The organism is Paenibacillus sp. GM2FR (assembly GCF_002803325.1).
Lineage (GTDB): Bacteria > Bacillota > Bacilli > Paenibacillales > Paenibacillaceae > Paenibacillus_AQ > Paenibacillus_AQ lautus.
The window spans coordinates 4197831-4221740 of the sequence record NZ_MKZM01000008.1 but is presented as its reverse complement, the minus strand read 5'-3'; the positions used below and the strand labels follow the sequence as shown (position 1 = coordinate 4221740).

Below are 23910 nucleotides of genomic sequence, written 5' to 3'. Positions count from 1 at the left end.
GGGCGGCTCTTCAAACTCCCACCACCCTTGTGGTCGGGGAGATTTGCTCTTCTCCGTTGAGCCTGCTAATCCGTTCGGCTTCGAAGCACGGAGAGGACGAATCGATTCCGGAAAAGCGAAGCGGTCGCCTTTGGAGCCGAATTTCAACCGCAACATTGCAATCCAAGAAATTCGGCGACAACAGCGATTGGAGGAACGATACGTAATCGGAGCCACCCACATTAACTCTTCGAAGCTCTTGCATAAAGCTGCTCTCATTAAAGCCGCTCTCGATATTAAGTCGCTCTCGCGATATTAACTCTTCGAGCATCTGCACAACTCTTCACGCTGTCATCTCCCTGATCACATTCCCCCTACTTATAGGCAAAACGAATTAAGTTCATAGTTTCTATATCTTGGTCAATCGAGGGGGAAGTATGTTACAACAGTAACTAGATGATTAAATACGACCAGTGTATAGATAAATAAGGAGTGACGAAGAATGGCAGAAACGAAAAAAATCGCGGTAATTGCCGGAGACGGTATCGGTCCTGAAGTAGTGGCGGAAGCGGAGAAGATCATAAAACGTACCGAAGAGGTGTTCGGATATTCATTTACGACGGAACATGCCCTGTTTGGCGGCATTGCCATTGACGAGAAAGGGACGCCGCTGCCAGAAGAAACGTTGAATGTATGTAAAAGTGCCGATGCCGTATTGCTTGGTGCGGTGGGCGGACCGAAATGGGACAACAATTCGAAGGAGCTTCGCCCGGAAACGGGATTGCTTGGCATCCGTAAAGAGCTTGGCCTGTTCTCCAACCTGCGTCCGGCTGTCATTTTCGATTGCTTGAAGGATGCGTCCACATTGAAGCCTGAAGTTCTGGAAGGCACCGACCTGATGGTCGTTCGTGAGCTGACAGGAGGCATATACTTCGGTGAGAAGTTCAGACGTGAAGGCGCTGGTGGAGAAGAAGCGGTAGATACCTGCGTATACAACACGGCGGAGGTAGAGCGCATCGTCCATCAAGCCTTCGAGATTGCACAGAAGCGTCGGAAGAAGCTGGCTTCCGTCGATAAAGCGAACGTGCTGGAAACGTCCCGCTTGTGGCGCGAAACGGTAAACCGCATCGCTCCTGAATATCCGGACGTGGAACTGGAGCATGTGCTGGTAGACAATTGCGCGATGCAGCTTCTGCGCCGTCCGTCCAGCTTTGACGTGATCGTAACCGAGAACATGTTCGGCGACATTCTAAGCGATGAAGCAGCCATGCTGACAGGTTCCATCGGGATGCTGGCATCCGCATCCATGGGCGAAGGGGCTTTCGGTCTGTACGAGCCGGTACACGGTTCGGCACCGGACATTGCCGGCCAAGGCTTGGCGAATCCAATCGCAACGATTCTTTCCGTAGCGCTGATGTACCGCCTCACGTTTGGCTACGAGGATGCGGCAGACGCTATTGAACTCGCAGTTGCCGAGGTGCTTGATGCCGGACACCGGACAGCAGACATTGCCGTGGATAAGAGCAAAGCGCTCAGCACGACGGAAATGGGCGATTTGATCGCCGCGGCTATCCGTTAATAAAGGAAGCGTTCGTTCAAAAAAAATCCTTATTTATAATAATTATAATAAAGTAACGTCTACAATCTTGACTTTGATTAGCCTCAATGATAACATTTCTATTAAATGTTCATAGGAACATAGCATGTAGAAAATACACGTATTTTCTTACATATGTTAAGGAGGAATTCAATCATGGCAGAACGTTTGGTTGGTAAAGCGGCTCCTGATTTCACAATGGAAACTGTATCAGGTGACGGTAAAGATTTTGGTAAAGTAAGCCTGTCCGACTACCGCGGCAAATGGCTCGTATTCTTCTTCTATCCGCTTGATTTCACATTTGTATGTCCAACTGAAATCACGGCTCTCAGCGATGCTTACGATCAATTCAAAGCATTGGATACTGAAATTCTGGGTGTAAGTGTTGACTCTATCCACAGCCACAAAGCTTGGATCAACACAGCTAAAGAAGCGAATGGTCTGGGAGCATTGAACTTCCCGCTGGCTTCCGACATCACCAAAAATGTAGCAAGAGACTACGGTGTTCTGATCGAAGAAGAAGGCGTTGCTCTGCGCGGCTTGTACATCATCGATCCAGAAGGCGAATTGAAATATCAAGTGGTTAACCATAACGACGTAGGCCGCAGTGTAGAAGAAACGCTTCGCGTTCTTCAAGCACTTCAATCCGGCGGATTGTGCGCTATGAACTGGAAACCAGGCGACAGCAACCTGTAATTCCATTTCGTTAAAGTGAAGGCAACCCTCATTATCTGACATTATGTGCAGGTAATGGGGGTTTTTTCACCTCTGATTTTATTGGATGAAATAGGGGAAGACTCTTGTTTAGAGAACCGCATTCTGCGTTGATATATAATTAAATATATAGGCTTACAGACTTATGTTTAGGGAATCGCGCCTAAAATTTTAATCGAGGTTTTTTTCATGAAGGAATTAGCGGGACTGAAAGCGAATACAATATTTTGAAACGGTAGAGAATCCACAAAAGGAGGGTGAACGATATGAGTTTTTGCTGTGGGGCTAGTATGATGGGTACAAAGGGTACACTGAAGCATTATCGCACTCAAGTACATAATGTTCCCCTGCTGTCTTGTCCGGTCTGCCATCGCGTCGAGGTACATCATCGGGTAGAGAATGAGTATGAAATATTAGCTGAATATGCCCATGGTGACGGAGCATCCCAGGTGGATTTTCAGGATTATGTGATGGAAGATGAGGATGCGATTTTTGAGAATGTTGTCAACCGGGAGTCGGAGGATCCGCTAACGGTGGTGCAGAGTCAGATTGATATGTCGTTAGATCTCCTGGTGGTTGCCAAATGGATGGAGGATGAGAAGTGGCAGGGCGAACTGAAAAGACGGCTTGCCGTGATGAGTCAGCGCAGGCTCCGGCTCCAGAAGCAACCTTAATGCAGGAATTAATAAAGCCTCGTGAATGCCCGGGGCTTTTTTAATGTTTCAAATCAAACAAAAGGGGGTAATTGTTTATATTAGTTGTTTGAAAATAGGTGTTATATACAATACATAAACAAAAATACATAAGAGTGGAGAATGGTATTTTTATGCAATTTTCCATTTTTCGACAGGATTTCTGATTGACGTTTCTTTGTCTCGATGACTATCATGGAAGGAAGCAGATTCGGGCTGCTTCTGATTCAAAGGCGGACAAGCTGAGTTTTGCAAGTTTTTTTGTCGGTTTGGTGAGTTCAACTTTTCAAGAAAAGGGGGAGCCATCTTGTTGAGTCAAATCCGTGAATCTGAGCTGCAGGCAATTCGTTCTTTTCATTCCAGCCAGCTTATTAGGAACAAGTATGAGAACATACTGGAGAATCTCGACAGCGGGATCATCCTCTTTGATAGTGACGGTGTGTTGGCATTTGTTAATGTACAGATGGCAAAATTACTAGGTGTATCCCGTAAGTCGCTGACTGGCTGTACGCTGACCCAACTGTTGCGTCATCCCCAGCTATCCAAATTTAAAAAGAGGAAAATACTTCGCATTTTTCGGGAAACGGTATTCCATCGCAAGAGATTTCATGAATTGGTTGATGAATATGGCAGATCGTGGCTGATCACGATGACTTATGGGGACCAGATGGAAGGCGATTTTCTGATCAGCGTGAAGGATGTATCCGACTTCAAACGAATTGAGCAAACCGCTTATCAGAACGATAAGCTGGCCATGCTGGGAAAGATCTCGGCCTCCATTGCCCATGAGATACGCAACCCGCTCACCTCCATCCGTGGCTTCATCCAACTGCTTCGTCCGCATCTCGTAAGTTTAGGTAAGGACGAGTATGCCAGAATTATACTTACGGAGATCGATCGTGCGAATGATATTATATATGAATTTCTAAATTCCTCCAAGCCCTCGGCTCCAGAAACCAAGATTGTGTCCGTATCCTCATTATTGAAGGAAGTCGTTCTGCTAACTGAAAGTGAAGCCTTAATGAAGGGATGCCAGATTAATCTGCATACCGATAAGACCCCGCCTGCGTTTATATCCGTGGATGTGAAGCAGATCAAACAGGTGATTCTGAATATTATTAAAAATGCCCTGGATGCGATTAATGAACATCATGATGAGAACATCACCGGAGTGATTGATATTTCCGCCCGCGATACGGGGAAACATATCAACATCTGTATTTCGGATAACGGCGGCGGCATGGATCAGAATACACTGAACCATCTGTTCAATCCGTTCTTCACGACCAAGGAGAGTGGAACGGGGCTTGGATTATCCGTGAGTTACAGTATTATCCGGAACCATGGCGGCTCGATTGCCGTGGATAGCCAGATAGGTGCCGGGACGGAGTTTGTGATTACATTTCCCAAGTTGGACGTTTCGGAAGTCTAAGATTGTACGATACGTGCCTGAAATGAATACGAGAGCAGCTGTTCCGATGGAATGGCTTTTTCTTTTTTAGGAGGAGAAGAACGCATGAAGTGGACATTAAAGGACCGTTTATCATCCGGGCATGTGCATACCGATGCCATCATTGTTCCCGTAACGAAAAAACAAGCGGCGGAAGGCGGTGTTTCCGAGTCGTGGGATCCGCTGCTCAAACAGTTGGCCGAGAATCGGTTATTTGACGGCACTGCCCATCGGTCATTCGTATGGCCGGAGAGCATCGAAGGCGGAGCGCGCCTATTAATTTGGCTGGGCCGTCCAGAAGGAATTCTGACATCCGAGCAGCTGCGGCTGCTTGCAGCACAAGCGGTAAAAGCCGCCAGGAAACCGGGTGTACGCAGTGCTGCCATTCAAATTCCGAATACGATGGTCAACTTCACCGCGGAACAGACTCCGCAAGATGCTGCTCAGGCTTTAACTGAAGGTTTTATCCTCGGAAGCTATCGCAAACCTCATTATAAGCGTGATGCTTCCGAGCAAACGAATATAGAAGAAATCCTCTATTATATAGAAGGCGATATGGACGCGGAATTTGAAGCCGGGTGGACAAAGGGGATGTCATTAGGCGCAGCGATTGGGGAAGCGACCTGTCTGGCACGGGATTTAACGAACCTCCCCGGCAATATGCTGTTGCCGGAAGACTTGGCCCAGAAGTCGCTTCAGGTTGCGAAACGGTACGGTTTTGAAGCCCAGGTGCTGGACGAGGAAGGAATTGTCGAGAAGGGCATGGGCGGCCTCCTGGCCGTCGGTAAGGGCAGCATACATCCACCGCGCATGATTGCGATCCGTTATCAGGGACGGGAGACGTGGGAGGATGTTGTCGGCCTTGTTGGTAAGGGGGTTACGTTTGATACCGGTGGCGTCTCGCTGAAGAGGGCATCCGGGATGGAGGATATGATCAGCGACATGGGCGGGGCGGCTACCGTACTGGGCGTCATGGAAGCGCTGGGACGGATTCGCCCCAGAGTAAATGTAGTGATGGTGATTCCGTCAGCGGAGAATGTGATGAGTGGTAGCGCCTTTAAACCCGGCGATATCGTCACGACACTGAGCGGTCGCACCATCGAAGTATTGAATACGGATGCCGAGGGCCGTATCGTGCTTGCGGACGGAATGACCTATGCCAAGCAGCTCGGGGCTTCGCGATTGATTGATGTGGCCACATTGACGGGGGCTGTTGTTTCGGCTCTGGGGGATATCGCCACTGGGGCCGTAACCAATGATGAGACCTTTTTACAGGAGCTTATTGCCTCCTCCCGGAGGGCCGGCGAAAAAATATGGCCGCTGCCATCCTATCCGGAGTTCTGGGATAAATTGAAGAGTGAGGTGGCGGATTTACGAAATCAAACGGGCCGAGAAGGCGGGACGATAACAGGCGGTCTTTTTGTGGGGACATTTGCTGATGGGCTGCCTTGGGTGCATTTTGACATAGCAGGTACGGCATATTTATCCAAGGAGCGGGGCGTGGATCCTAAAGGGGCAACCGGCGTGCTCGTCCGCACCATCACCGACTGGATACTCAAGCAGGCCCAGGTCGCCATGGATTGAAGAGCTTGTTATGAAATGAAGAGGCAGTGGCAGTCCGATATCCCTTTGAAAAACGTCCGTCCTTCGGACGTTTTTGCTTTACTTTTCAACCGGCATTCAAGTATGATGAAGAGAAAAATTGCCGAGAGGAGTTTAGCTTAGAATGATTAAGAGTAGTCAGACAAAGATTGTAGACTGTACCATTCGCGATGGCGGACTGGTCAATAATTGGGATTTTAGTGTGGAATTCGTACAAAATTTATATGCGGGCCTGAATGAGGCTGGCGTGGACTATATGGAAATCGGTTATAAAAATTCGCCTAAACTGCTGAAAGGCGCTGATCAAGCGGGCCCTTGGCGTTTTCTGGATGATGAGTTCCTCAGAGAAGTGATTCCTCATAAAGGTAAAACCAAACTGTCCGCACTTGTAGATATCGGCCGTGTGGATGAAGACGATATTTTGCCGCGCGAGGAAAGCTTGCTGGATCTTATCCGTGTCGCTTGTTACATCAAAGACGTGGATAAGGCGCTGGCGCTGGTACAGACCTTCCACGATCGTGGATATGAGACTACGCTGAACATCATGGCTCTCTCCAACGTGATGGAGAATGAGCTGTTGGAAGCTTTTGAGCTGATCAGGGAGAGCGTCGTGGATGTGGTGTACATCGTCGATTCTTACGGAAGCCTTGATCATAAGGACATGGAATACCTTGTGAATAAGTTCAAGATGCATCTGCCGAACAAACGTCTGGGCGTTCATACCCATAACAACATGCAGCTGGCGTTCTCCAACACGCTGGTTGCTGCAGATCTTGGCGTTGAGCTTCTGGATGCATCCGTGTACGGTATGGGACGTGCGGCCGGCAACTGCCCGACCGAGCTGCTGGTAACCCATCTGAAAGGGACGAAGTATGAGCTGCGTCCGGTTCTGGACATTATCGAGCGCTACATGATCCCTCTTCGCGAAAAAGAAGAGTGGGGTTATATCATGCCTTACATGATTACTGGCACCCTGGACGAACATCCACGCTCCGCCATGGCACTCCGTGCATCGGACGATAAAGACAAAATTGTGGATTTTTATGATAAATTGACGACGCCGGAAGTGACTTTCGACAAGAAATAGGCAAGGTGCTCTTGCAGCCTTGCTACCTATATAAGTTAAGGAAATACAGCATCTTTCCCTCCTCGGAAGGATGCTGTTTGCTTTCTAATACGGACAACCCATTTTCCATAAAATACATGTTGAAATTATATGTTCGACATGGTATATTTATTTTTGTCTTCAAAAGACAGCATCTTCACTATCGGGACGTAGCTCAGCTTGGTAGAGCACCTGGTTTGGGACCAGGGGGTCGCATGTTCAAATCGTGTCGTCCCGATTCGCTTATGAATTAGGGCCTCGCAAAAGTAATCGAAATATGCTCCGAAGCATAGCGTCACTTTTGTAGGTATATGTGCGGGTGTAGTTCAATGGTAGAACTCCAGCCTTCCAAGCTGGTAGCGTGGGTTCGATTCCCATCACCCGCTTATAGTTAGAACCGGAAACCCTTGGTGACAAGGGTTTTTTGTTTGCTTTTTTTGAAATGTGAATGGGACCGGAATAAACATGGGATAGCAGGCATTCAAATATATAGTGACTCCGTAATACCCCTTTTACAAGCGAAGAATATCTGTTATAATGACCATAATTTCATTCCAAGAATGCGAGGTAACCCAGTCCAATGAAGTAAGACACCCTTTTCTCTAAACAACTGCATGTGGTTTTGCAGGCGTTTCTCTACGGCGGTAGAGGGAGAGATTTGGTGTGTCTGAACAATGTGACTGGGGTACCTCTTTTTGTTATGTCAAAACGGTGCTCTTATGCAAAACAATCACATATACGGAACGGATTTGCAGCTTCCGCTAACGGCCGAGGTTATTGAGCTTCATCTCAATAACAGTCAAGGCTGGACTGGAATGAACAGCCGAAGTCGTGTCGGTCGTGCGAATTTGTCCCGTTAATCAGACCAGACCCATACCTCTCTTTATAACATCCGCCGCAGGCCAGCGCTTGCGGTTTTTTAGTTTTTTCAAAGAGAGAGGATGAGGCGATATGACCATGATTCTAAAAGCGAAAGATATAAGTATGGAGCTCCAAGGAAGGCCGCTGTTTGAGGGCATTCAGCTGGAGGTGGCGGAGGGAGAACGGATTGCGCTGTATGGGCGTAACGGCACCGGCAAAACCACGCTCCTCTCGATCCTGGCCGGCGAGCTCGAACCGACCTCGGGCGTTGTGGAGACGATTCTCCCACGAGAGCGCTGGGGCTGGCTCAGGCAGCAGGATGAGCCGGACGAAGTCGATAGGAGTGCTATCGATACGGTGCGCAGCCGCAGTCACCCAACATTATGGCAGCTGAAGCTTCAGCTTGCCGCAGTCGAGCGGCGGATGAACGGCGGCAGCGCTGCAGAAATGGAACCATTGCTTGAGCAATATGGCAATCTGCTGGAGCGCTACGAGTCCCAGAACGGTTTCCAGTGGGAGACCGAGGTGGAGAAGGCGATGACGATGCTGGGCATCGGGCCGGAGGTGTGGCCTGTGTCCTACCGTGAGCTGAGCGGAGGTCAGAAGACGAAGGTCATGCTGTCAGGGCTCCTTGTATCGGCACCGAAATTTTTACTGCTCGACGAGCCTACAAACCATCTGGACAGCGACAGCTTGGTCTGGCTGGAGCAGTGGCTGGTGTCGTCCTATAAAGGCACTGTGTTGTTTGTATCCCATGACAGGGAATTCATCGACCGGGTAGCAACCTCCGTATGTGAGCTGACCTCAGAGGAGCTACGGCGTTACAGGGGAGGATATACGGATTACCGCCGCGAACAGGAGCGGGAGCTGCGTGAACAGGAGACGCTTTACCGGAAGCAGGAGCTGGCCCGCAAAGCGCTGGAGGAATCGATCCGAAGATACGAGGAGTGGTTCCATAAAGCGCATAACGCGGCCGGGGACGTCAATGATGTCAAGATCACCGCCAGCTTTTACAAGGCCAAGGCCAAGAAGAACATCTCAAGATATCATGCCAAGGAAAAAGCGCTGGAACGGCTGGAAGCAGAGCGGGTGGATAAACCGCGAAGCGGTCCTAAGCTGAACATGGAGCTGGAAGGGGAAGCTTTCGGCGGCCGGACCCTTGTCCAAGTGAAGGACATCTGTTTTGGATTCGGAGATCAACCGCTTTTTAATAAACTCACCTTCTATCTGAACCGTGGCGACCGGTTGGCCGTAAGAGGCCCTAACGGGAGCGGGAAAACGACACTGCTCAAGCTGCTGCTGGGCGAAATCGAACCGCAGGAGGGCCGGATTACCCGAAATCCTTCCGTCAAGATCGGTTATTTCTCACAGGAGCTTGAGGGGCTTGAACATGAAACCACGCTGCTGGACAGTCTGCTCGTCATTCCGGGAATGACGGAGAGCCGTGCCCGTACTTTGCTGGGCTCATTCCTCTTCAGGCGGGACGATGTGTTTAAGAAGATGGGGCAGCTGAGCATGGGGGAGAAGTGCAGAACGGCTTTTCTCAAGCTGTATTTCAGCGGGGCGCATCTGCTCGTATTGGATGAACCCTCGAACTACCTGGATGTGGATACCCGAGAGGTGATTGAACAAGTACTCGTGAGCTTTCCGGGTGCAATTGCGCTCGTATCCCACGACCGGTATCTGGTGCGCAAAATCGCGAACCGGCTGCTCACGCTGAAGCCTGGAGAAGCTCCGATTTGGTTTGAGGGAAGTGTGGACGAGGAGGAAGAACAGGCCTCGCGGACCGGTGTGATCAGGGGGAATACGGAGAAGGACAATCGGCGGATGGAGCTCGAATACCGGATTCAGGAATTACTGGGCTTATCAGCCGAAGATCTTGAAGCCGGGGACGAGGCGAGCTGGCTTGCCGAGATCAGGGAGCTTCGGGCTGAGCTGGTCAGGCTTCAGTCGGAATAAGATCAAGGATCGCGATTAAAATCAGCCAGATGGGGTTAAAATGGGGAAATGAAACTTGCCATATCTCGAAAGGTTGCATATAATAAACCCTATATATTTGCATATGTAACAAATGCGTGGATGGAGAAAAGTAGCTAGTGCCTCTTTACAGGGAAGGGATACCGTAGATTGAGAGTGTCCCTAATAGAAACAGGCTAGTGAAGTTCGCTCCGGAGCAGTTCCCTGAACACGGCATGCTGCCGCTCAGTAGGGGATAACGGGTCCGATTCGTTACGTCGGTCAAGTGAGCATGATGAGGCATACTCAGGGCCTAAGGCTTTTACCGCCTTGGTTAGGGTATGAAACATGTTAACAAGGGTGGTACCACGGTCTCTTCGTCCCTTTTCGGGAGGAGAGGCCTTTTTTGTTTTCAGTACAATGATGGAGTTTACAAAGGGGTGTGCGAATAGCCATGAAGGAAAAATTAGAAGCATTAAAGCAGGAAGCATTGGCGCAATTGCAGGATGTTACCGATCCGCAGCAGCTGAATGATTTGCGGGTGAAATACCTTGGCAAAAAAGGTGCCTTGACGGAAATCCTGCGCGGAATGGGAGCGCTGAGCGCAGAAGAGCGTCCCGTTATCGGCCAGGTGGCCAATGACGTTCGGGGCGCGATCGAGGAAGTCATCACCGGCAAGCAGGAAGCATTCCTGCAGCAGGAAACGCAAGAGCGTCTGCGTGCAGAGAAGGTGGACGTAACCCTTCCGGGCCGCAAGCTCAGCCAAGGCGGGGTTCATCCTTTGAGCAAGGTGATCCAGGATATCGAGGATATTTTCATCGGGATGGGTTACCAGGTAGCGGAAGGACCCGAGGTGGAAACGGACTACTTCAACTTCGAAGCGCTGAATCTGCCGAAGAATCACCCGGCACGTGACATGCAGGATTCCTTCTATTTGACGGAAGATCTGCTGATGCGTACTCAGACATCCCCGGTGCAAGCCCGGACGATGCTGTCGATGCAAGGAAAAGCGCCTGTCAAAATCATCTGCCCGGGCCGCGTATTCCGCCGGGACGACGATGATGCGACGCATTCGTTCCAGTTCCACCAAATCGAGGGCCTCGTGATCGGCGAGAACATTCGCATGAGTGATCTGAAAGGGACGCTGCTGCAATTCGTGCAGGAGATGTTCGGCGATAACACGCAGATCCGTCTGCGTCCAAGCTTCTTCCCGTTCACGGAGCCGAGCGCGGAAGTGGACGTATCCTGTGTAAGATGCGGCGGCAGTGGCTGCCGCGTATGCAAGCAAACAGGCTGGCTTGAGATTTTAGGCTGCGGCATGGTTCATCCGAAGGTGCTTGAAATGGGTGGTTATGCCCCTGAGAAGTACAGCGGTTTTGCTTTCGGTATGGGGGTTGAGCGGATTGCCATGCTGAAATACGGCGTGGATGACATCCGTCACTTCTTCAACAACGATACAGCATTCTTGAATCAGTTCACGCGGATCTAATTTTAACGATAAAGGGAAGTGAATAGACAATGAGAGTTTCAACCGATTGGTTGTCCGATTATATTTCGCTCGAAGGTGTAACCTCAGAGGATTTGGCAAGCCGTATTACTTCGGCTGGTATTGAAATCGATGTGATCGAGAAACGGAATCAAGGCATTAACAAAGTGGTCGTAGGCTTCGTCAAAAGTAAGGAGAAGCATCCTGACGCAGACAAGCTAAATGTATGTATCGTGGATGCGGGTCAGGAGGAAGATCTCCAGATCGTGTGCGGAGCAAAAAATGTGGATGCTGGCCAGAAGGTGCCGGTGGCGCTTGTTGGCGCGAAGCTGCCTGGCGGTATGGATATCAAGAAGGCCAAGCTGCGCGGCGTGCTTTCCCAAGGCATGATCTGCTCGGCGAAGGAACTGGGCATGAATGACAAACTGCTGCCTAAAGAGCTGCAGGAAGGGATTCTCGTCCTTCCGGCTGATACGGAAATCGGCAAACCCATTCTGGATGTGCTGGGTCTGAACGATGAAATTTTGGAGCTGGATCTGACGCCGAACCGCTCCGACTGCCTCAGCATGCTGGGAGCAGCTTACGAAGTGAGCGCCATTCTGGGACGTGAGCTGAGTCTTCCGAACCCGGAGAAGGAGATTCTGGAGGTTCAAGATGCAGCAGCTGATCATATCTCGGTTACGATTGGTGCTGATGAGCAGTGCAGCCATTACGCGGCACGTTACATTACGGGAGTAAAGATCGGTCCTTCTCCGCTGTGGATGCAGAACCGGTTGATCGCAGCAGGCGTTCGCCCGATCAGTAACATCGTGGATATTACGAACTATGTGATGCTGGAATATGGCCAGCCGCTGCACGCTTTTGATGCCGATCAGCTGAAGGATGGCGCGGTACACGTGCGTATGGCTGAAGCTGGCGAAACGATGGTGACGCTGGACGGCACGGAGCGCCGCCTGGAGCCGCATATGCTGGTGATTACAGCAGGGGGCAAGCCGGTGGCATTGGCTGGCGTTATGGGCGGCCTGGACTCCGAAGTAACGGACAGCACGCTGAATATTTTCCTGGAATCGGCGAAGTTCGATGGCGGTACCGTCCGCAAAACATCCCGTCAGCTGGGACTTCGTTCGGAGGCAAGCTCCCGCTTCGAGAAGGAAGTGGACCCCGCCGCAGTTATTCCTGCATTGAACCGTGCAGCGGCACTGATGGCGAAATATGCCGGCGGCGCTGTCCATCAGGGAATCGTCGAAGCAGGCAGTGCCCAAACCGAGCCTACCGTGATCACTTTGTCGCTGGAGAAGCTCAATCGTTATCTGGGTACGGAGCTGTCTCTGCTTGAAGTAAAAACGATCTTCGCCCGATTGCATTTCCCTTGCGGAGATGCGGGCCAAGGAATGGTGGATGTTCAAGTGCCGACCCGCCGCGGCGATATCGTGCTTGACGTGGACCTCATTGAAGAGGTTGCCCGTCTGTATGGATACGACAATATTCCGACAACGGCGATTGAAGGTCCGACGACACCGGGTTCATTGACCATCGCTCAGGCCATCCGCCGCTCGCTTCGTCGTTTGCTGACGCATAGCGGATTCCAGGAGGTTCTGGGTTATTCCTTCATCCATCCGCAGCAAGCGGAAATGTTCACTGCGCTGTCGTCAGATGGCACGGCGGTTAAGCTGGCCATGCCGATGAGCGAGGACCGCAGCGTCCTTCGCACCAGCCTGCTTCCGCAGCTGCTGGATATCGCAGTATACAACCATAACCGTAAGCAGCCGGACCTGGCTCTGTTTGAAATAGGGAACCTGTTCCATACGCATGAGAAGACGTTGACGAAGCAGCCGCTGGAGCGTCCGGTTCTCGGTTTGCTGTTGTCGGGACGCAAAGGCAGCAAGCAATGGAATGTCCAGCCGGCCAAAGTGGATTTCTTCGATTTGAAGGGGGCACTCGAAACAGTGCTAGATTACCTTGGAATTCGCGCAGAAGACATCACCTACGAGGCCAACGGACCGGTTGGCTTCCATCCGGGACGTTCCGCATCCGTATATGCGGGTCAAGGCGAGAACAAGCGGCTGTTAGGTGTACTTGGACAAATTCATCCGAAGACGCAGCAGGAGCTGGATTTGGAAGATACCTATGCTGCCGAGATTCTGCTTGAGCCGCTGTATGATCTGACCAACGCCCGCGTTGTTTACCGCGATTTGCCTAGATTCCCGGGCATGGAACGCGATCTTGCCATCGTGGTGAATGAGGAGGTTGAAGCCGGCTCCCTGATTCAAGTGATCAAGGACAATGCAGGTGAGCTTCTGCAGCAGATTCAGGTATTTGACGTCTTTACGGGCAGCAAGCTTGGAGAGGGCAAGAAGAGTATTGCCATCTCCATGACGTACCGTCATCAGGAACGGACGTTGACCGATGAAGAGGTTGCCGGCGTCACGGAAAAAGCCGTTGCTGCCCTTCAGCAAACTTTTGGCGCAGAATTAAGAAAATAGCAGGAATTGTGAACGCCCGCATCGAATCCATTACATCAGAGATTCGATGCGGGCTTTTTTGCTCTAAATTGAACTGGGATTTGCATCAGGACGCCCGCAGGGTACATAATTATAAGCACAAAACTGTGTTATCATATACCAAACTTCGGTCTGTTTTCTTGAGGTTCGTCTACAGATGTTATCTCATATATAATGAATGTAGAGAATAGACCATTTCAGACATCATAGAATCTACACATAATAGAAGGAGGGCACAATTTTGACTACATCGGACCGTAAAAGCGTTACCGTAGACATCTACGGAACTTCCTATAAACTCGTTGGCAATAGCAGTGATTATACCAGACAGGTAGCGAATTATGTAGATGACCGCATGCGTACCATATCCAAGGCGCACTCTCGATTGGATACCCCGCGCATTGCCGTCCTAGCTGCAGTACATATGGCGGAAGAAGCTTTGCAGAAGCTGGAGTTTCAGAATGAGGCCAAGCAGATGACGGCCGAGCGGAATGAACTGCGCACGGAGCTTGCCAAGGTGCAAGGACTTCAAATCGAGCAGCAGGAGAGACATCGTCAGCAGTTAGAGCAGCTGGAGCACAAGCTGGCGGAGCAGACAACGCTGGCTGAGGAATACAGGAAGTCCAAGGAGAATCTAACCGCGGAGTCAGAGCGTACGAAGGAATTGCTCCAGAAGGAATCCGACCGCGTGGCGGAACTGCTGAAGGAGAAGCAGCAGCTTGAAGCACGTCTTAAGGAGCAGCGCGAGAAGCTGGAGAGCGGCCATAAGCAGTCGATTGAAGATATGAAACGCCGCTATGAAGGACAAATTTCGCAGATGACGCTCACTCATAAGCAGGCCATCGAGAAGCTGGAACAGAGTCTACGGAACGCTGCGAAGCAGGCCGAAGAGAAGCTGGCTGAGCAATTGAAGAAACAGGAGAGCACCTATAAACAAGAGGCCCTCCTAAAGGAGCAGCAGCACTCGAAGACCGTGCAGGATCTGGAGCAGAAGTATACGAAGACGGTGCAGGATCTGGAACAGAAGAATACGAAAACCGTGCAGGATATGGAACAAAAGCATACGACGACCGTCCAGGAGCTGGAGAAGCAGCTTAACGAGCAGCGAACTCGCGGCGGGCAGCTCCAATCACGCTTGTCGACTGCGGAGAAGGAACTGGGTGCTGTAAAAGCGGAATCGGACAAGCTGAAGGAAACGCTCCAATCGTCCAGACAGCAAGCCGAAGCCTCTTCGCAGGAGTTGGGCTCCTTCCGTACGAAGGTGGAAGGGCTGACGAAGGAGCTCGAAGGCCTGAAGCAGGAATCCGCCAAGTCGGAGGAAGAGCGCCGTCGTCTGCAGAAACTTGTGGTGGATGCGAATCAGACCTCCCGCAAACAGCAGGAAGAGCTGCAGCGTTTAAGCAGCGAGCTCCAATCTTGGCGCACGCTGGCGGATCAGCGCAAAGAGGAAACCGGCGAGCTGGAGATGAGAATTGTCGAGCTTATGGAAGCGAACGAAAGCCTGGAAGAAGGAATGAAGGGACTTCAGGATGAGATCCAGGTCATGAAAGACGAAGCTGACCGGAGCATGTCCGAGCGCAGAAGTGCCCAAGAGGAATTGAAGGAACTGCAGCTTCGTCATGAAGAGCTGGAGAAACTCACGAAGGAAGCGGGAATCCGAGAGGAAGAGACCAGCAAACTGTACGCCATGCTGGAAGAAGAGTACGATACGGTGTCGAATCAGCTGGATGAGCTTCGCAAGAAGGCGGCTGCCAGTGAAGAGCGCGCACGTGAACTCGCCGAGCAGCTGAGGGATTCAGAGGAACGTGCCGTTCAGTGGCAGGAGCAATACCAGCAATGGATGGCGGAACGGGAACAGCTTGCCGAGGGCAGCGAGAAGCTGGCCGCAGAGCGTGATGAGTGGAAGCGAACCAAGCTTGCTCTCGAAGAAGAGCTCCAGTCCTGGCAGCAGGAAATTGCGTCCGCACGCCAAGCCTGTGAGCGCCTGGAAGGCGAAAAAAGTGAAGCAGCACAGCAGTATTCCGATTTAGGTGAACAGTATGAGCTGGTTATGCACCAATATCGTCTGCTCCAGGCGGAGCAGGAATTGAAGGCGGAGCAATCTGCGCAGCTTGAAGAAGAACACCGTAAGCTGAAGGAAGAGTATGCGAAGCTCCAAGTTGAATATAATGAGTGGATCGAGTTGATTGAGCAGGATCAGCGTTAGGCCATGGCGAAGATGTGAACCTGAAAAAACCTCCGGATTAGACAGAGGATACTCTGGCGATCCGGAGGTTTTTTTCGTGAGGAAGACCTACTTATTCTTCGACGATAAGTTTGGATATCATTTTGCTGTGACCCGCTCCACACATAATGGAACACGAAACTTCGAATTCTCCCGCTTCATCCGGCGTAACAACCGTGGAGTTGTTTTTACGGTCCAGCTGCAGGCCAAGCGCAGGAATCATAACGCCGTGGTTGCCGTCTTCGTTCTCGTACGTAATCTTGACGGGCACCCCTTTCTTGAGACGATATTCCTCTTGGTCGAATTGAAAATTGGTACCCTTAATCACGAGTTCAGCTTCCGGTGCTACGCCAGTATCCGAGATCCCTGAATCTCCCTGGGACTCTTTCTGGTCTCCGCCGCAGGCAGCCAATACAAATAGGAGCATACATGAAACAAGTAAAGCTATGCCTTTTTTCACTATAATCTCTCCTGACTATGAAATAATTGTGAAATATAATTTCCAATCTTTATGATAGCGCAGAAAAAGATTGGATGCACATACGTGTTATGAAAAATTGGTGAACGTGAACGGTTTCTAACGATGATATGGATTTACTTTATAATATAGGGGAAGATGGAAATAAAGGAATTGAGGTTTTACCCAAAATGAAAACCCCCTGCGCAGAGTAGCAACAAGGGGTTAATGTGGGGAATACAGCTGCCGATCGGTTCGTTCAAGAAGATGGTCCAGAGGATTCCTCTAACGAAGCGGGCGTTCTTCTATCTTATTCTTTGCGGTTTTTGCCTGCTTCAAAAGGGGTGGAAATCGGAATGAACAGATCGATGATCCCGATGACCAGTGCAGCAAGCAATGCGCCCAATACGGAGACGCTAACGCCTCCAACGATGAATTGGGCAAGGTAAATCACGAGTGCGCTCACTAGGAAGCCCACGATGCCACGTCCAAACGGCGTGACTTTTTTGCCGAAGATGCCCTCGATAGCCCAACCAATCAGAGCGATGACGAGTGCAAGCAACAGGGCGCTTCCGAATCCGCCGACGGAGAATTGAGGGACAATCCATCCGACAACCATAAGAACGAGCGCGGCAACGATAAATCGAACAACGTGCCCGAGAAATTGCATGGTACCTGCCTCCTTAGAATAAGACTGGAATGTTACGCAGAATTTATTTTGTTCAATAGGGCCGTCGGTTATGTGTGGAAGGATTTTGGATTCCTTGGCGAATTCGTATCACTTTCGATATAATATATGCATTGATTGAGAGGAGTTGTGAACTTCTTGAATGACAAGATTTTGCAAACTTTAGAATACCGAAAAATTTTAAATACATTAACACAATACACTCAAACCTCCATGGGAAGTGCGAGAGCTGAACAGTTAATGCCTGAAACCGACCTGGAGGCTGTAAAGGATCTGCTTGCGGCTACCGATCAAGCCTACACCGTAGACAGACTTAAGGGCAATCCGTCTTTCCGCGGGATTACCGATATCAACGACGCTCTGAAACGGGCCAGAATCGGGGGGACGCTCAATCCCCATGAATTGCTGGCTACGTCGAATACGATTCATGGATCTCGCCGAATCAAGCGGTTTATAGCGGCGATTCATGAGGACGAGAAGATTGAGACCCTCTATAATCTGAGTGATCTTATTTCGGAGCAGAAGCCCCTGGAAGATGCCATTCGGCTGTGTATTGATGATGCTGCTGAGGTGCTGGACTCCGCAAGCGCGGAGCTTGCCCAGATCCGGCGGGAGCTGCGGGGCGGAGAAGTTCGCATTCGCGAGAAACTGGAGTCCATGATTCGATCGCAATCCGTGGCGAAGATGCTGCAGGACCAGTTAATTACGATACGCGGCGACCGTTTTGTCATTCCCGTTAAAGCGGAATATCGCTCGCATTTTGGCGGCATCGTGCACGACCAGTCCGGGTCAGGCGCGACGCTGTTTATTGAGCCGGAATCCATCGTAGCCATGAACAACAAGCTGCGTGAGACGCGAATGAGGGAAGAACGGGAGATCGAAGTGATTCTGCAGAAGCTGACCGCTCAGGTCGGCGAACAGGCTGAGCTGCTGTCCATTGACTTGGATCTGATCGGCCAGCTCGACTTTATTTTTGCCAAGGCTCGTTTGGCCCATGTCATGAAGGCTTCACTGCCAAGAATGAATGACAGAGGTTATATTAAGCTGCGTAAAGGCCGACATCCGCTGATTCCGGCGGATCAGGTTGTGCCGCTTGATGTGGAATTGGGCAATTCCTATACTTCCATCATCGTCACGGGTCCGAATACTGGCGGTAAGACGGTTACACTCAAAACGATCGGGTTATTAAACCTGATGGCGATGTCCGGACTCTTTATTCCAGCTGAAGAAGGCAGCCAGATGTGCGTGTTTGACGCGATCTACGCGGACATTGGCGATGAGCAAAGCATTGAGCAGAGCCTCAGTACCTTCTCCAGCCATATGACGAACATCATCCGCATCTTAAGCCAGATGACACCGAAGAGTCTGGTGCTGCTTGATGAGGTGGGAGCGGGGACGGACCCTGCGGAGGGTTCCGCTCTGGCGATTTCCATTCTGGAGCATATCCACCGCATGGGCTGCCGCATGATCGCGACGACGCACTATTCGGAATTGAAGGCCTATGCATACGAACGAAAAGGCGTGATCAACGCCAGCATGGAGTTCGATATCAATACCCTAAGCCCGACCTATCGGCTGCTGGTAGGCGTACCTGGACGCAGTAATGCGTTTGCCATTGCAGAACGTCTGGGATTGCCGGGATCCATTCTGGAATTTGCCCGGGGCGAAGTGAAGGAAGAAGATCAACGGGTGGAGCATATGATTGCATCGCTCGAAGAGAACCGTCACACCGCGGAAGTAGAGCGGGAGAAGGCAGAGCAGGTTCGGAAGGAAATGGAGGACTTGCGTCTTCGCCACCAACACGAGCTTCAGAAGCTGGAAGAGCAGAAGGACAAGCTGGTTGATAAAGCTCGTGCGGAAGCGAGACAGATCGTGGACAAGGCCCGGAGCGAGGCCGAAGAGATCATTTCGGATCTGCGCAAGATTGCCCAAGAAGAAGGGGCCTCCGTTAAGGAGCATAAGCTGATTGCAGCCCGAAAGCGTTTGGATGAAGCCGAACCGCAGCAGGGCAAGAAAACGGGCGGCCAGCGTTCAGCGAAGCAGCAGCGCAGCATTGAGCCTGGGGATGAGGTGCGGGTATACAGCCTGAATCAGAAGGGGCATGTCGTGGAGATGTCCGGCTCGAAGGAAGCGGTTGTTCAGCTCGGCATTATGAAGATGAAGGTGGCGCTGGATGATTTGGAGCTGCTGTCGAATCCGGCAGCAAACGCTAAACAAGCGCCGAAACAGCATGCGACCGTCTTGAAGCGGACTCGCGATACCAACATCCGGAATGAGCTGGATTTAAGGGGCGCGAATCTGGAAGAGGCGCTGATCGAGGTGGATCGGTTTATTGATGAGGCATTTCTGGGGAACCTGGGTCAGATTTACATCATTCATGGCAAAGGCACCGGGATCTTACGAACCGGAATTCAGGATTATTTGCGTAAGCACAAACATGTGAAGAGTCATCGGTTAGGTAATTACGGCGAAGGCGGTAATGGCGTTACCATTGCCGAGTTGAAATAAGGAAAGTAAGAAATCAGGAACCGTTTTCTCCTTCAATCGTATAACATATCATCATAGGGTTCAGAACGACGGGATGCGAAAGGTGCCGCATCCCGTTTATATCAGGGAGGAAATAAGGTAATGACGGAAGCGATTGATCATTTGCTGACCCATCCACTTGGGGTGCTCGTCGGCTATTTCTCGGTTGCGATACTTGCACTTATTGTTTACTTGTATTGCTTTGAATTGGTTACCAAGTACAATTGCTGGGATGAAATACGCAAAGGAAATGTTGCCGCGGCCATGGCGACCGGCGGCAAGGTCTTTGGCATCTGTAATGTGATGCGGTATAGCATAACGGCTAATACGTCCATTTACGGCATGATTAAATGGTCGTTCTTCGGGTTTATACTGCTTTTATTGGCGTATTGGTTGCTTGAGTTCTTGACGCCTGTGTTTTCGGTAGATGAAGAGATTGGCAAGGATAATCGCGCAGTGGGCTTGATCGTACTTCTTATCACCGTATCTTTATCTTACATTATTGGAGCAAGCATCATTTAATGGCTTCGGGAGGAAAAGGACGATGAAATATTTACCGCGGATATTGTTTGCGGCTGCCTTGATTTTTTTTGTGGCGGGTATTGTATACTTGATGTCTCAATAAAAATAAAGTTAACAGGGCCATTTATGGCCGTTTGAATAAGGAAAGGGATGAATGATCGATGGAACCGACGGTTTGCCCATGGTGCCAAAGTGAGATTGTATGGGATGAAGAGATAGGTCCCGAAGATACTTGTCCTCACTGTGCGAACGAGCTTAAAGGCTACCGCACATTGAATATCGCATTGGAAGAAGAGGAAACACAGGAAGATCCGGAGGAATATGAAGAGGCTTACGAGGCTTCCGATGAGGAGGCGGGTGATCTTCATCGTATTTGGGGATCCGACCATGAATCGCTGTCCTCTCTTCGAACCGTGGATAAGTACGGGGAGGATCACGACCTATTTGCATTTGAGGAGACCGTAGAGGGGATCCTGGACCAGCAAGAGGAAGTTCCCGAGTGCTTGCATTGCAGGGAGTATATGCTTCATGCCGGAACGCAGCACGTGAGCGGGGAAGGCTTCCAGCCGGTTAACGCAGCCTTGATTCAAGGCCCTATACTGCAGCCGCCATATGACTTAAACGTATACGTGTGTCCCGGATGCTTCCATGTACAGTACAATCTGGCAGAGAATGATCGGCTTCGGATGATCAAGAGTTTTATCCATAAAAAGGAATAGAGTTTACGGAAAGGCGCAATATGCCGATCCACGGCTATCTTAAGGAAACTGCTTGCGGCGGTTTCCTTTTTTTTGTTCATGAAGTGGGGATTAGAAGGGTAAAATACCTTGGACTTCAAGTGTGAGGGCAAGGGAGGAACTGTATATGAAGTTGACAAAGGACCCCCAGGCTATGCTTCTGTTATCGGTTCATGGGTTGTTTATACTATCGAGTGCATTGTCGGGTACATTCCTCAACGTATACTTATGGAAAAGCCGCCAGGATTATACGATGCTCGGTTGGTTCACGATTGCTCAGCAGGTCGCATTGGGCTTGACGTTCTGGGCCGCCGGCAAATGGGTGAAGGAGCATAACAAAATGAATGCGCTTCGCCTGGGAATTGCGGTGTCCGGCCTGTTTTATCTATGCGTTCTGTGGACAGGGCGGGACGCCGTCCATTATATTTGGCCGCTTGGCCTGCTGTTCGGCGTGTCATTAGGATTATTCTGGTTAGCCTTTAATGTGGTTTATTTCGAGGTTTCGAGCGCGGAGAATCGGGACTGGTTTAATGGCTGGATCGGACTCCTGGGCTCCATTACGGGGATTATCGGTCCGTGGCTGGCGGGTTGGATCATCACGATGATGCATGGGGATCGGGGCTACCGGTTTATTTTTACCGTATCGATGGTCATCTTCGCAGCGACGGTGGTGCTGAGCTTTTTTCTGCGAAAACGGCCGGTCCAGAGCGACTACCATTGGCTGGAGGGGGTGAGCCGGCTCAAGGAGGGCGGCGTTTGGAAATACGCCGTATTCGGATTGGCCGTTCAGGGAATCAGGGAAGGTGTGTTTTCCTTTCTCATTACGCTCCTTGTTTTTGTGGCGACGGACCAGGAATCGAAGCTGGGGCAATACGCATTGATTACTTCGGCGGTTTCGCTGGTCAGCTACTGGGCCTGCGGTAAGTGGTTCAAGCCCAAATTTCGTAAAACCGGCATGCTGGTAGGTTCGATATTGATGCTGCTGGTCATTTTGCCGCTGCTGTTTGCCGTCAACTATACTACGCTGTTGGTGCTGGGAATCGGGACGTCGCTGTTTATTCCCCTGTACATGATGCCGGCTATATCGGCCAGCTTTGATCTTATGGGAGTGAATGAGGAAAATGTGGAGAAGCGGGTGGAACTGGTTGTGCTCCGGGAACTCAGTCTAACCGTAGGCCGAATTACGGGTCTGCTTGTGTTTATTCTTGTCCTGTCATTTAGACAGGACACGTTAACGGTGACGCTGCTGCTGCTGTTTCTGGGGGCATCCCCTATCGGATCATGGCTGTTTATACGAAAGCTGTTTCCTTCCAAAGGACAAGTCACCTGAACACCTGAAGCCTAATCGCATCCGCTCGCGTCAAAAGCGTCGTGCCAGTTAACGAACGGTGAGTTGATAAACAAGAGACAGCGTTACGGCGCAACCCTACAACTTAAGAAGGTATCTCCAAGGCCCCATGGCCAATAAGGAGATACCTTCAATTATTTTATGTCATTTTCAGGTCGATTGGCCGTATCAAGGAGAACCATTTCAGCTCTTCGGGCTCACGTCCTGCAATCGTCTCGGCCAGCAGATCCGCAGCGATCATGCTGTAAACGGTCCCGTTTCCGCCATACACCTCGATAAAGTAGCTGTGCGGATACTGCGGGTGTCTGCCGATCAACGGGATGCCGTCTTGGGTTGTGGCAAACACGCCGGCCCAACTGCAAGCGATTTTCAAATCCGTCATATGGGGGAACAGTTTCTGGATTTCATTTAGCAATCTCCGGCCTCTCGGTTCAGCGTATTCCTCTGGTTTGCCTGAAGGAGGAAGCGGTTCATCCAGCCCTCCGGCTATGATTCGCTGATCCGGCGTTGTCCGGAAATAGAGATAAGGGCGATTTGTTTCCCATATGAATGCTCGCTCGTACCATGAAGACAGATCGGATACAGGCTCCGTCAGGATGGCATAGGTGTTGAGCAGCTCCGCTTGATAATCAGGCTTCCATTCTTGGGTGCTATACCCGGTGGCCCAGATCACGTTCCTGGCGAGGACGCTTCCTTGGTCGGTTAAGACGGTGACATCGCTGTCGCTATACCGAGTTTCCTTCACTTCGCTATTTTCGTAAATTCGCAGCCCATGCTCCCAGGCATCTTGAAGAAGATTATGCCCAAAACGGTAGGGATCGACTTCGGCATCGCCGCGAGTATAGATGGCGGCTTCTTTTGAGAACGGAAAGTTAGCCTTCACATGCTCCCGGCTCCAGTACTCCACATCGAAGCCCTTTCGTTTGAGCAGGTCATACTCATGGCGAAGCATGCCGACATCTTGGGGGTTACTGGCATAGTAGAGGCTGCTTCGCGGGGTCAAGCCGGAATCCCTGGACAGATGATTTGCAATTTCGGTGAGCCGACGTACGGCGTTTCTGCACATCATGTAGAAGGAGGAGCCCTGTTGTTCGTTAAATTGTTGGATCAGATCAGATAGGGGGCAGTCGTTGGAGAATTGTAACAGCCCCGAATTGGCGGATGTGCTGCCTTCGCATACGCGTTTTTTGTCCAGCAGGACGGTGTCCACGCCTTGCTTGGTCAGCACATAGGCCATCAGCGCACCGCTAATACCGCCGCCGACAATTAGCACATCACAGCTGAGCTGTTCTGATAGACCGGGGTATCTTTTTACAGGTTCGGTGTTTAAATATTTCCAGGGCGTTGTTCCGCCGGTCAGTAACATGGTCCCTCACCCCCTCATTGTCACATCGTTATTAGTTTGGACGTTCCTTTCGTATTTAATGACATCTCACGACATAGATTTTTATATAGGTGGCATACT

General features: G+C 50.7%; 19 protein-coding genes and 2 tRNA genes. 17 read left to right on the top strand and 4 right to left on the bottom strand.

The features are described 5' to 3' along the window. Positions 1-10: 10 nt before the first annotated feature. Positions 11-310, bottom strand: a complete 300-nt coding sequence (locus tag PAEVO_RS33525; protein WP_133120334.1) for a hypothetical protein — start codon at positions 308-310, stop codon at positions 11-13. Positions 311-481: 171 nt separating this feature from the next. On the opposite strand from PAEVO_RS33525, the gene leuB reads away from it, so the two are divergent. From leuB to PAEVO_RS19055, 13 genes are all read left to right on the top strand, one after another. Further along, positions 482-1558, top strand: coding sequence for a 3-isopropylmalate dehydrogenase (leuB, locus tag PAEVO_RS19110; protein WP_100538970.1), 1077 nt, complete (start codon positions 482-484; stop codon positions 1556-1558). A 174-nt stretch (positions 1559-1732) separates the two neighbouring features. Next, positions 1733-2272 carry a peroxiredoxin gene (locus PAEVO_RS19105; RefSeq protein ID WP_009593058.1) on the top strand — a complete coding sequence of 180 codons (540 nt, stop codon included), beginning with the start codon at positions 1733-1735 and terminating at the stop codon, positions 2270-2272. A 284-nt stretch (positions 2273-2556) separates the two neighbouring features. Further along, positions 2557-2964 carry a hypothetical protein gene (locus PAEVO_RS19100; RefSeq protein ID WP_015737147.1) on the top strand — a complete coding sequence of 136 codons (408 nt, stop codon included), beginning with the start codon at positions 2557-2559 and terminating at the stop codon, positions 2962-2964. 325 nt (positions 2965-3289) lie between these two features. Beyond that, positions 3290-4414, top strand: a complete 1125-nt coding sequence (locus PAEVO_RS19095) for an ATP-binding protein (protein WP_100538969.1) — start codon at positions 3290-3292, stop codon at positions 4412-4414. 84 nt (positions 4415-4498) lie between these two features. Next, entirely contained in the window at positions 4499-6016 is a 1518-nt protein-coding gene (locus PAEVO_RS19090; RefSeq protein WP_100538968.1) for a leucyl aminopeptidase, read from the top strand. A 142-nt stretch (positions 6017-6158) separates the two neighbouring features. Beyond that, positions 6159-7121, top strand: coding sequence for an aldolase catalytic domain-containing protein (locus tag PAEVO_RS19085; protein WP_100538967.1), 963 nt, complete (start codon positions 6159-6161; stop codon positions 7119-7121). A gap of 182 nt (positions 7122-7303) precedes the next feature. Continuing rightward, positions 7304-7377, top strand: a tRNA-Pro gene (locus tag PAEVO_RS19080). Between the two features lie 77 nt (positions 7378-7454). Then, positions 7455-7525 (top strand) — tRNA-Gly (locus PAEVO_RS19075). A 333-nt stretch (positions 7526-7858) separates the two neighbouring features. Beyond that, a complete protein-coding gene (locus tag PAEVO_RS33885) occupies positions 7859-7999 on the top strand; it encodes a hypothetical protein (protein WP_165789685.1) in 141 nt (46 codons plus the stop codon). A gap of 91 nt (positions 8000-8090) precedes the next feature. After that, positions 8091-9959 (top strand): ribosomal protection-like ABC-F family protein, encoded by a 1869-nt coding sequence (gene abc-f, locus PAEVO_RS19070; protein ID WP_100538966.1) that lies wholly within the window; start codon positions 8091-8093, stop codon positions 9957-9959. A 451-nt stretch (positions 9960-10410) separates the two neighbouring features. After that, positions 10411-11445 carry a phenylalanine--tRNA ligase subunit alpha gene (gene pheS / locus PAEVO_RS19065; RefSeq protein ID WP_100538965.1) on the top strand — a complete coding sequence of 345 codons (1035 nt, stop codon included), beginning with the start codon at positions 10411-10413 and terminating at the stop codon, positions 11443-11445. A 29-nt stretch (positions 11446-11474) separates the two neighbouring features. Beyond that, positions 11475-13925: a phenylalanine--tRNA ligase subunit beta gene (gene pheT, locus PAEVO_RS19060; protein ID WP_100538964.1), complete on the top strand. Its 2451-nt coding sequence runs from the start codon at positions 11475-11477 to the stop codon at positions 13923-13925. A gap of 259 nt (positions 13926-14184) precedes the next feature. After that, positions 14185-16149 (top strand): cell division protein ZapA, encoded by a 1965-nt coding sequence (locus tag PAEVO_RS19055; protein WP_100538963.1) that lies wholly within the window; start codon positions 14185-14187, stop codon positions 16147-16149. 91 nt (positions 16150-16240) lie between these two features. Here the strand turns inward: PAEVO_RS19055 and PAEVO_RS19050 are convergent, their stop codons facing one another. Continuing rightward, a complete protein-coding gene (locus tag PAEVO_RS19050) occupies positions 16241-16627 on the bottom strand; it encodes a cupredoxin domain-containing protein (RefSeq protein ID WP_100538962.1) in 387 nt (128 codons plus the stop codon). Positions 16628-16934: 307 nt separating this feature from the next. After that, the gene (locus PAEVO_RS19045; RefSeq protein WP_100538961.1) at positions 16935-17294 is read right to left on the bottom strand and encodes a phage holin family protein; all 360 of its coding nucleotides are present in this window, start codon (positions 17292-17294) and stop codon (positions 16935-16937) included. Positions 17295-17450: 156 nt separating this feature from the next. Between PAEVO_RS19045 and PAEVO_RS19040 the strand changes: the two genes are divergently transcribed. The 4 genes from PAEVO_RS19040 to PAEVO_RS19025 all read left to right on the top strand — a co-directional run bounded on the left by PAEVO_RS19040 (position 17451) and on the right by PAEVO_RS19025 (position 22427). Beyond that, positions 17451-19820: an endonuclease MutS2 gene (locus PAEVO_RS19040; RefSeq protein WP_100538960.1), complete on the top strand. Its 2370-nt coding sequence runs from the start codon at positions 17451-17453 to the stop codon at positions 19818-19820. A gap of 120 nt (positions 19821-19940) precedes the next feature. After that, entirely contained in the window at positions 19941-20360 is a 420-nt protein-coding gene (locus tag PAEVO_RS19035) for a DUF350 domain-containing protein (protein WP_100538959.1), read from the top strand. A gap of 161 nt (positions 20361-20521) precedes the next feature. Next, positions 20522-21079 carry a hypothetical protein gene (locus PAEVO_RS19030; protein WP_100538958.1) on the top strand — a complete coding sequence of 186 codons (558 nt, stop codon included), beginning with the start codon at positions 20522-20524 and terminating at the stop codon, positions 21077-21079. A gap of 121 nt (positions 21080-21200) precedes the next feature. After that, the gene (locus PAEVO_RS19025) at positions 21201-22427 is read left to right on the top strand and encodes an MFS transporter (RefSeq protein WP_347708119.1); all 1227 of its coding nucleotides are present in this window, start codon (positions 21201-21203) and stop codon (positions 22425-22427) included. A 157-nt stretch (positions 22428-22584) separates the two neighbouring features. Here PAEVO_RS19025 and PAEVO_RS19020 read toward each other — a convergent pair whose 3' ends face one another. Continuing rightward, a complete protein-coding gene (locus PAEVO_RS19020; RefSeq protein ID WP_100538956.1) occupies positions 22585-23811 on the bottom strand; it encodes an NAD(P)/FAD-dependent oxidoreductase in 1227 nt (408 codons plus the stop codon). Positions 23812-23910: the final 99 nt, after the last annotated feature.